The 7,643-nt window shown below is 61.5% G+C and carries 7 protein-coding genes; 5 read left to right on the top strand and 2 right to left on the bottom strand.

Translation table 11 applies throughout. The annotated features are described in order from the left end of the window. The first annotated feature begins 28 nt into the window (after positions 1-28). The 3 genes from EOA16_RS31420 to EOA16_RS31410 all read left to right on the top strand — a co-directional run bounded on the left by EOA16_RS31420 (position 29) and on the right by EOA16_RS31410 (position 2,850). Positions 29-391: a four helix bundle protein gene (locus tag EOA16_RS31420; RefSeq protein WP_127261601.1), complete on the top strand. Its 363-nt coding sequence runs from the start codon at positions 29-31 to the stop codon at positions 389-391. Positions 392-448: 57 nt separating this feature from the next. Further along, positions 449-1,735: an FAD-binding oxidoreductase gene (locus tag EOA16_RS31415; RefSeq protein WP_127261600.1), complete on the top strand. Its 1,287-nt coding sequence runs from the start codon at positions 449-451 to the stop codon at positions 1,733-1,735. A gap of 263 nt (positions 1,736-1,998) precedes the next feature. Next, positions 1,999-2,850: an SH3 domain-containing protein gene (locus EOA16_RS31410; RefSeq protein WP_164754448.1), complete on the top strand. Its 852-nt coding sequence runs from the start codon at positions 1,999-2,001 to the stop codon at positions 2,848-2,850. Positions 2,851-2,898: 48 nt separating this feature from the next. Here the strand turns inward: EOA16_RS31410 and EOA16_RS31405 are convergent, their stop codons facing one another. Beyond that, positions 2,899-4,179 carry a Mur ligase family protein gene (locus tag EOA16_RS31405; protein WP_127261598.1) on the bottom strand — a complete coding sequence of 427 codons (1,281 nt, stop codon included), beginning with the start codon at positions 4,177-4,179 and terminating at the stop codon, positions 2,899-2,901. 173 nt (positions 4,180-4,352) lie between these two features. Beyond that, on the bottom strand, positions 4,353-5,099 hold the full coding sequence (locus tag EOA16_RS31400; RefSeq protein WP_127261602.1) for an SDR family oxidoreductase: 747 nt from the start codon (positions 5,097-5,099) through the stop codon (positions 4,353-4,355). A 316-nt stretch (positions 5,100-5,415) separates the two neighbouring features. On the opposite strand from EOA16_RS31400, the gene zwf reads away from it, so the two are divergent. Together zwf and pgl are read left to right on the top strand one after the other, a co-directional pair. Then, complete coding sequence (zwf, locus tag EOA16_RS31395) at positions 5,416-6,885, top strand: glucose-6-phosphate dehydrogenase (RefSeq protein ID WP_023809187.1); 1,470 nt, start codon at positions 5,416-5,418, stop codon at positions 6,883-6,885. Then, complete coding sequence (pgl, locus tag EOA16_RS31390) at positions 6,867-7,583, top strand: 6-phosphogluconolactonase (RefSeq protein WP_127261597.1); 717 nt, start codon at positions 6,867-6,869, stop codon at positions 7,581-7,583. Before zwf ends, pgl begins: the two co-directional genes overlap by 19 nt. Positions 7,584-7,643 lie beyond the last annotated feature (60 nt).

The following is a 7,643-nucleotide window of genomic DNA, read 5'->3' as shown; positions in this document are numbered from 1 at the left end:
GAGTAGGGGAGTAGGGGAGTAGGAACGAATGGTCGAGAAAACAGGTTCCTACAAGGACTTGCTGGTTTGGCAACAGGCGATGGACCTTGCAGTGGCTGTTTACGGCGCAACGAAATCCTGGCCAAAGGAAGAACTTTATGGACTGACCAGCCAAGTGCGGCGCGCTGCAAGCTCGGTGCCGGCAAACATAGCGGAGGGGTATGGAAGAGAAATTCGAGGCTCCTATGTGCAGTTTCTCCGCATAGCTCAAGGATCGCTGAAGGAACTAGAAACTCAGCTTCTAATTGCTGAACGCACCGGCATCGCGCCGAAAGCGACGACGGCCTCGCTGTTGGCGAGTACCGAAAGTGGGAAAGCTTCTTCGATTTCTAGCAAACTTTCCGCCGACTAGCTTACCTACTCCCCTACTCCCCTACTCCCCTACTCCCCTACTCCCTTGTTGAGCATCATGCCCTACCAATCCCCGATCTCCCCCGGCCGGTCCTGGTATGAGGACACAGCCGGCCCGAGACCTGAATACCCGGCGCTGGATGGCGACCGGACATGCGATGTCGTTGTCATCGGCGGCGGCTTTACCGGGCTGTCGGCGGCAGCGCATCTGGCCAAGGCGGGGACCGATGTCGTGCTGATCGAGGCGCATCGCTTCGGTGATGGCGCCTCGGGGCGCAATGGCGGTCAGCTCGGCACCGGTCAACGCGCCTGGGTCGAAGACCTGGAAGCCGAATATGGCTTCTCCCGCGCCAAGGCGCTGTTCGATCTCGCCGAAGAGGCAAAGACGCATCTCCTCGAATTCACTGCCGCCAACCAGATCGATATCGATTATATGCCGGGCCAGCTCTCGGTGGCGCACAAGCCGCGCTATGTCGACGACTACAGGGCGCATGCCGAGATCATGGCGAGCCGTTTTTCCTACCCGCATATCTCGTTCATGGATGCCAGGGAGACGGCGGAGCGGCTGGGCTCGACCGCCTATTTCGGCGGCACGCGCGACACCGACACCGGCCACATCCATCCCATGAAGCTGGTGATCGGTACCGCGCGGGTGGCAGCGCTTGCAGGCGCGCAGCTGTTCGAGGGGACTGCGTCGACCGGCATCATTTCCAGTGGCGGCAAGGTCAAGGTTTCGACGTCGAGAGGCACGGTGACGGCGCAAAAATGCCTGATAGCGGTCAACGCCTATGGCGGCACGCTCGAGCCGGTGAGTGCCGCGCACATCATGCCGATCGGTTCGTTCATCGGCGCGACGGTGCCTTTGGGGACAGACTCAGATGTGCTGCCGGGCGGCGAAGCGGTCGACGATTCCCGCTTCGTCGTACGCTATTTCCGCAAATCGAAGGACGGGCGGCTGCTGTTTGGCGGACGCGAGGTTTATGGCGTCAACGATCCGAAGGATATCCACATCCACATTCGCCGCCAGATCGCGGAACTCTATCCGGCGCTCGGGGATGTCGAGATCACGCATGGCTGGGGCGGCTATGTCGGCATCACGGTGCCGAGAAAGCCATTCGTGCGCGAAGTGATGCCCAATGTCATCTCGGCCGGCGGCTATTCCGGCCACGGCGTCATGCTGTCGAATTACTTTGGTAAACTCTATGCCGAAACCGTTGCCGGCAACCGCGACCGGCTGAAGCTGATCGAGGATCTGAAAATCCAGCCTTTCCCTGGCGGCCGGCGTTTCCGCACGCCGCTGCTGTTCCTGGCGCTCAACTGGTTTGCGCTGCGGGACAGGGTCTAGCCGGCCGTCCTGATGTAATATTGTAATATTTATTGTAACATTTGTTGCCCGTGCGACGCATTGCGCAATTTCCCGCAAAGGCGCAGAATCCCCTATAATGGCGTACTGATGCCACAATCGCAGGCGAAAGCTGCCGGTTCTGGGCGGTTGTTCGGGGATTGTTGCGGGCCTGCCCCGCGTTGTTTTTGGGACCGATGCGGATCACACGCCGGACTTCCGGCACAGATCGAAAGAACGTCGGCCCGCTTATGGAGGTGGCAAGAGTGAGAGAGCCCTTCAGTTTCGGTACGCCGGAACGTCGGCGCTTTACCATGCAGTTCGGATACGACATGCGGCCGTCCTTCTGGCAGGAAGTCCGTTCGAACTCGCATCTGGTAATCGCCGCGATCGGCACCGCCGCGCTGCTTGGCGTCGCCGCCGTGGCGCTGTGGCTGGCATTGCCGGCCAGCGACAGACAAGCGGCAGCGAGCCCCGAACAGACCATTCCAACGGTTCCGGTGAAGACGACGAAAATAACCCCGGTTGGGGCCGCGGTCGCCGCGGCAGCCGTGCCGCAGGTGCGCAAGTCCGACGCAATTCCAACAACCGTGGCATCCGCGCAAGCCAACATCCCCGCACTCGCCGCCAATGACCCGCGCTGGACCGCTTCCCAGCCAAAGGCCGCACCCGCGTCCGATTCGACTGCTCCCAGCCAACTGGCGGACAAGGCACCGGACAAGCAAGCGGCGGCATTCTCGCAGCCGGCAGCCGATACCAATGCCGCCACCGAACTTGCCAAGGTAGCCGCACCCAGCGCAGCCGCGGGCAACCATCCCGACGGCGCACAAACTGCCGCCATTCCCGAGGTGCAACCACAAGTGCCGGCTCAAGAGCCAGCGGCAGAAGGCGATGACAGCCAAGCCAAGGCGAAGCCAAGGAAAGCCGCGGCCGCCGGAACAGGGCGCATCCTGAGGGCCGTGACCATGCGAAGCGGCCCGAAGAAAAATGCCGCCGCCATCGGCACGGTGCCGGCCAAAACCTCGGTGCAGGTGATGAGCTGCAAGAAATGGTGCCAGATCACCTACAACGGCAAGACCGGCTGGATCTACAAGAGCTACATCAAGACCGGTGCGTGAGACAACGACAGTTGTCTGCGCTGACCGAGACGAAGCAGCCAAGCTTGGTCACCCGCCGAGCAACCACCTGAAACGATGTCTTCTGCGGGCAAGTTTGCGCTTCGCGAGAAAATCCCGGTGTTCCTCGAAGGGCACTCCATAGAGGCCGCAAGCCAGGCAGTCGTCTCGCTTGCCGCAGTCCGCGATCCAACATTTGATGTCATGCGTCCAGGAGAGTGCGACACGTTCCAGATGAAGATTGGAAGAGCTCTTCACCAGGATCAACTCGCCAGGCACGGCTGTCCGCCTGATGTAATCCGAGACCTCTTTCGGTGTGCGCAGTTCGACGAATCGGCCAGTGTCGCGATCGGTCTGGCTGGCCTTCGAGCGATGCGCATGCTCGCCGACATAGATCACCTGGTTCGCGATCTCGCGCGAGCTTTTGTAGGCGCGGGCATACTTTGCGGTCGAATCGGTAAAGTCCGACAACTGGCCAAGAACGATCCGCTTTTCGCCAACGGTTGATTTTGCAATCATGTCCAAGGCAAGTGGCAGCGAATGCCAAGGCGCCTTGACAGAGTCTAAAATGAAGTGCGGGCCGCCCGCAGGGCTGATCACCTGGCATCGGTTCACGAGGGGCTGAAATGTCTCGATCCTGTCCTTGACGGTCTGCGCAGGAACTCCGAGTTCGAGAGCCGCTGCCGCTGCCGCGACCACAGGCAGCGAGAAATGCTCCCCTGGAAATGCCGTCTGAAGGTCCAGCACACCGCCGCGCCAGTGCAACTTCAAGCCAAGCGTGCGCGGATATGCTGCACTGATGTCGGTGATACGGTAATCGGCCGCGTCCGACTCGCCAAATGTGACGAAGCGTTGCGCGGATGCCATGGCGAGCACATGGGGATCATCGGCGTTGAGCAGGGCGAGGCCGCCTGGTTCCAACGCCTCGACCAGTGCGCGCTTTTCACGAGCGACATTCTCCAAGGTTTTGAAGCTTGAGACGTGCTCGAGCCGGACCATCGTGACGACAGCGACATGCGGCCGCAGCAACTCGGCCATAGGCTTGATTGAATCGATCGCCGACGCCGACACCTCAACGACGGCATAGTCTACGCCACTGATGCGACGCGAAAGCATCCTCGACAGCATCTGCAGCGAATGGAAAAGGAGTTGGACATGGACGGAGCCGTGGCTGGCCAATATATGCCCAAGCAGCGCCGTTGTGGTCGACTTGCCGGAGCTGCCGGTTATGCCGATGAAGATCGACTTGCTTTTGGACCGGGCATATCTTGCCCTGTAGATCCTGACCCGCTGCCACAGGTTCTCGCGGATTTTCCGTAGTCTGGCATTCATCGCATAGCTGGTCCCAAGCCCTGGTGACTTTGAGGACGCCCGATGGTCAAGTCAACCGAACCAAGCATGAACAGCTATCTAAAGCACGTTACGCTTGACGGATTCAGGCGATGTGCTTCAGCCCTGTTTTTTCATATCGTCCCAAAACCACGGCCGTCTTCGGGCGATAAACGTTAGATACAGCGGCCGCCATCGACCTCCAGCGCCACGCCGGTGATGAAGGCGGCTTCGTCCGAGGCCAGCCAGAGTGCGGCGTTGGCGATGTCGAGCGGCGTCGAAAGCCGGCCGAGCGGGATCGATGCGCGGAACTTCTCGCGGATCTCGGGCGTGTCGGCACCCATGAATTTCTCCAGCATACCGGTCTCGCCGGCAACCGGGCAGAGGCAGTTGACGCGGATGTTCTTCGGCGCCAGTTCGACCGCCATCGACTTTGTGGCGGTGATCGCCCAGCCTTTCGACGCATTGTACCAGGTGAGACCGGGCCGCGGCCGCAGACCCGCCGTGGAGGCTGTGGTTAGGATGACGCCGCCGCCCTGCCGCTCCATGATCGGCACCACGGCAAGTGCCGCGTGATAGATCGCCTTCATGTTGACGGCGGTTATCAGGTCGAAGGTCTCCTCGTCGACATTGAGCATGTCGCCGTTGCGATGGGTGTAGCCGGCATTGTTGACCATGATGTCGATGCGGCCGAAGGCGCTTTTCGCGGCATAGATCATCTCGTCGAATTCGGAGCGCAGCGAGACATCGGTCTGGGTCCAGATCGCCGCTTCGCCGATCTCGCCGGCGACGCGCTCCGCACCCTTGGCGTTGAGATCGGCGACAACGACCCTGGCACCCTCCTGCGCAAAGCGCTTGGCAATGCCCTCGCCAAAGCCCGACGCAGCACCGGTGATGACGGCGATCTTGTTTTCCAGACGCATGCTTTTCCCGCTCATGATTGGCGCCTATCGACCGGTATGCCAACGGCGCACATCCGTGCGAAAGCCACCGTTCCTGAGCGGATTGGTCGAAAGATGTGAGGCCATCGCCGATTTCTCCTTTGGCTTTCGCGTCGATCCCGCTCTATGCTGCAACTGCGAAGGCTTCCGGAGCCGCGCCTGTCGACAAGCCTCCGGGTCATCGGACTGTCAAGGGGCAGGCGCATACACCCAGATGTGACACCATGGCACTGGAAAATTTAAATCGATTAGATTATATCAGCCGCGTCACAGCGACCGGCGTCAAAGCGGACAGACCATGACCAGCCAGATCATCCCCGTCGAGCCTTTCGACTTCATCATTTTCGGCGGCACCGGCGATCTGTCGGAGCGCAAGCTTCTGCCGTCGCTCTATTATCGCCAGCGCGACCATCAGTTTTCCGAGCCGACACGCATCATCGGCACATCGCGCTCGAAAATGAGCGACGAAGAATTCCAGGCCTTCGCCAAACAGGCGATCTCCGAGCACGTCAAACCGGCCGACATCGACGCCAAGGAACTGAAGACTTTTCTGGCGCGGCTGTCCTACGTCTCCGCCGATGCGACGAGCGGCGCCGGCTTCGACAAGCTCAAGAAGGCGATCGGCGACAGCGACCGCATCCGAGCCTTCTACCTGGCGGTGGCGCCGGCGCTGTTCGGCGACATCTCGCACAAGCTGAAAGAGCACAATCTGATCACGCCGAACTCGCGCATCGTGCTGGAAAAGCCGATCGGCCGCGATCTCGATTCGGCACGCAAGCTCAACGACCTGGTCGGCGACGACTTCCACGAAAGCCAGATCTTCCGCATCGACCATTATCTCGGCAAGGAGACGGTGCAGAACCTGATGGCGCTGCGCTTCGCCAACGCGCTCTACGAGCCGTTGTGGAATTCAGCCCACATCGACCATGTCCAGATCACCGTGGCCGAGACCGTTGGCCTGGAGGACCGCGTCACCTATTACGACAAGGCCGGCGCGCTGCGCGACATGGTGCAGAACCATATGCTGCAGCTGTTGTGTCTCGTCGCCATGGAAGCGCCGTCGTCGATGGATGCCGACGCCGTGCGCGACGAAAAGCTGAAGGTGCTGCGGGCACTGAAGCGCATCAACGGCAACGAGGCGCCGAAGCACACCGTGCGTGGGCAATACCGCGCAGGCGCCTCGGCCAGCGGAGCTGTAAAGGGCTATGTCGAGGAGCTTTCCCACGACAGCAACACCGAGACCTTCGTGGCCATCAAGGCCGAGATCGGCACATGGCGCTGGGCAGGCGTTCCGTTCTACCTCAGGACCGGCAAACGGCTGGCGACGCGGGTTTCGGAAATCGTCATCGAATTCAAGCCGATCCCGCATTCGATCTTCGGCGACAGCGCCGGACCGATCTTCGCCAACCAGCTGGTCATACGGCTGCAGCCGGACGAAGGCGTCAAGCAGTTCATCATGATCAAGGATCCGGGCCCGGGCGGCATGCGGCTGCGCCAGATCTCGCTCGACATGAGTTTCGCGCAATCCTTCGATGGCCGCGCCCCGGATGCCTACGAACGGCTGATCATGGACGTCATCCGTGGCAACCAGACGCTGTTCATGCGCCGTGACGAAGTCGAGGCGGCGTGGAAATGGATCGACCCGATCCAGAATGCCTGGGAAAGTGCCAGGCAGGAGGCACAGGGCTACACGGCAGGTACCTGGGGCCCATCGGCCTCGATAGCGCTGATCGAACGTGACGGGCGGACATGGCACGAGAGCAATTGAACAGCGCCGCCTATAGCTGGAACGGCTTCACTGAGCGCCAGGATCTGGCGGCAGCCCTCGCCGGTCATGTCGCCGGCCGCCTGACCAAGGCAATCGCCGAGCGCGGCACGGGGTTGCTCGCCGTCTCCGGCGGCACCACGCCGGCAAAATTCTTCGCCGCCCTTTCAGCGATACCCATCGCCTGGGACAAGGTGATCGTGACGCTGGTCGACGAGCGTTTCGTGCCGGCCTCCTCGCCACGCTCCAATGCCGGGCTGGTGGCCGCCAATCTGTTGCAGAACGCGGCCAAGGCGGCTCGTTTCGTGCCGCTCTATCACGAAGCCAACAGCATCGAGGATGCGGCCTCGTCCGACGATGCAGCGCTCCGGTCCTTGCCCTGGCCGCTCGATGTCGTCGTGCTCGGCATGGGGCCGGACGGCCACACCGCCTCGTTCTTTCCCGATGCCGATAACCTGGCTACATTGCTCGATCCGTCTTCCGACAGGATCGTGCTGCCCGTTCATGCGGCAAGTGCGGGCGAGCCGCGGCTGACCCTGTCGCTGGCGCGCATCGTCGAAGCCGGCTTCATCGCGCTGCACATAGAGGGTGAGGACAAACGCACAGCCTTCGACGGCGCGGTGGCGCCCGGGCCGCAAAAGCCAATCCGCGCCGTGCTCGACGCAGCGCATAAGCCCGTAGAGGTTTTCTGGGCCCCCTGAATCTCGATTTACTCTGGTCCCGGCAAACGGCGGGAGGATGTTTCCGGGACCTCGCCTGAA

The sequence above is a fragment of the Mesorhizobium sp. M7A.F.Ca.US.008.03.1.1 genome (genome assembly GCF_003997495.1).
Classification (GTDB): Bacteria; Pseudomonadota; Alphaproteobacteria; order Rhizobiales; family Rhizobiaceae; genus Mesorhizobium.
This window is presented reverse-complemented; position numbering and strand designations above follow the sequence as displayed.

What these genes read in the sequence shown, in the direction of transcription:
- EOA16_RS31420 (WP_127261601.1), top strand. Translation starts at nt 29, where the DNA reads ATGGTCGAGAAAACAGGTTCCTACAAGGACTTGCTGGTTTGGCAACAG.
- EOA16_RS31415 (WP_127261600.1), top strand. Translation starts at nt 449, where the DNA reads ATGCCCTACCAATCCCCGATCTCCCCCGGCCGGTCCTGGTATGAGGAC.
- EOA16_RS31405 (WP_127261598.1), bottom strand. Translation starts at nt 4,179, where the DNA reads ATGAATGCCAGACTACGGAAAATCCGCGAGAACCTGTGGCAGCGGGTC.
- EOA16_RS31400 (WP_127261602.1), bottom strand. Translation starts at nt 5,099, where the DNA reads ATGCGTCTGGAAAACAAGATCGCCGTCATCACCGGTGCTGCGTCGGGC.
- zwf (WP_023809187.1), top strand. Translation starts at nt 5,416, where the DNA reads ATGACCAGCCAGATCATCCCCGTCGAGCCTTTCGACTTCATCATTTTC.
- pgl (WP_127261597.1), top strand. Translation starts at nt 6,867, where the DNA reads ATGGCACGAGAGCAATTGAACAGCGCCGCCTATAGCTGGAACGGCTTC.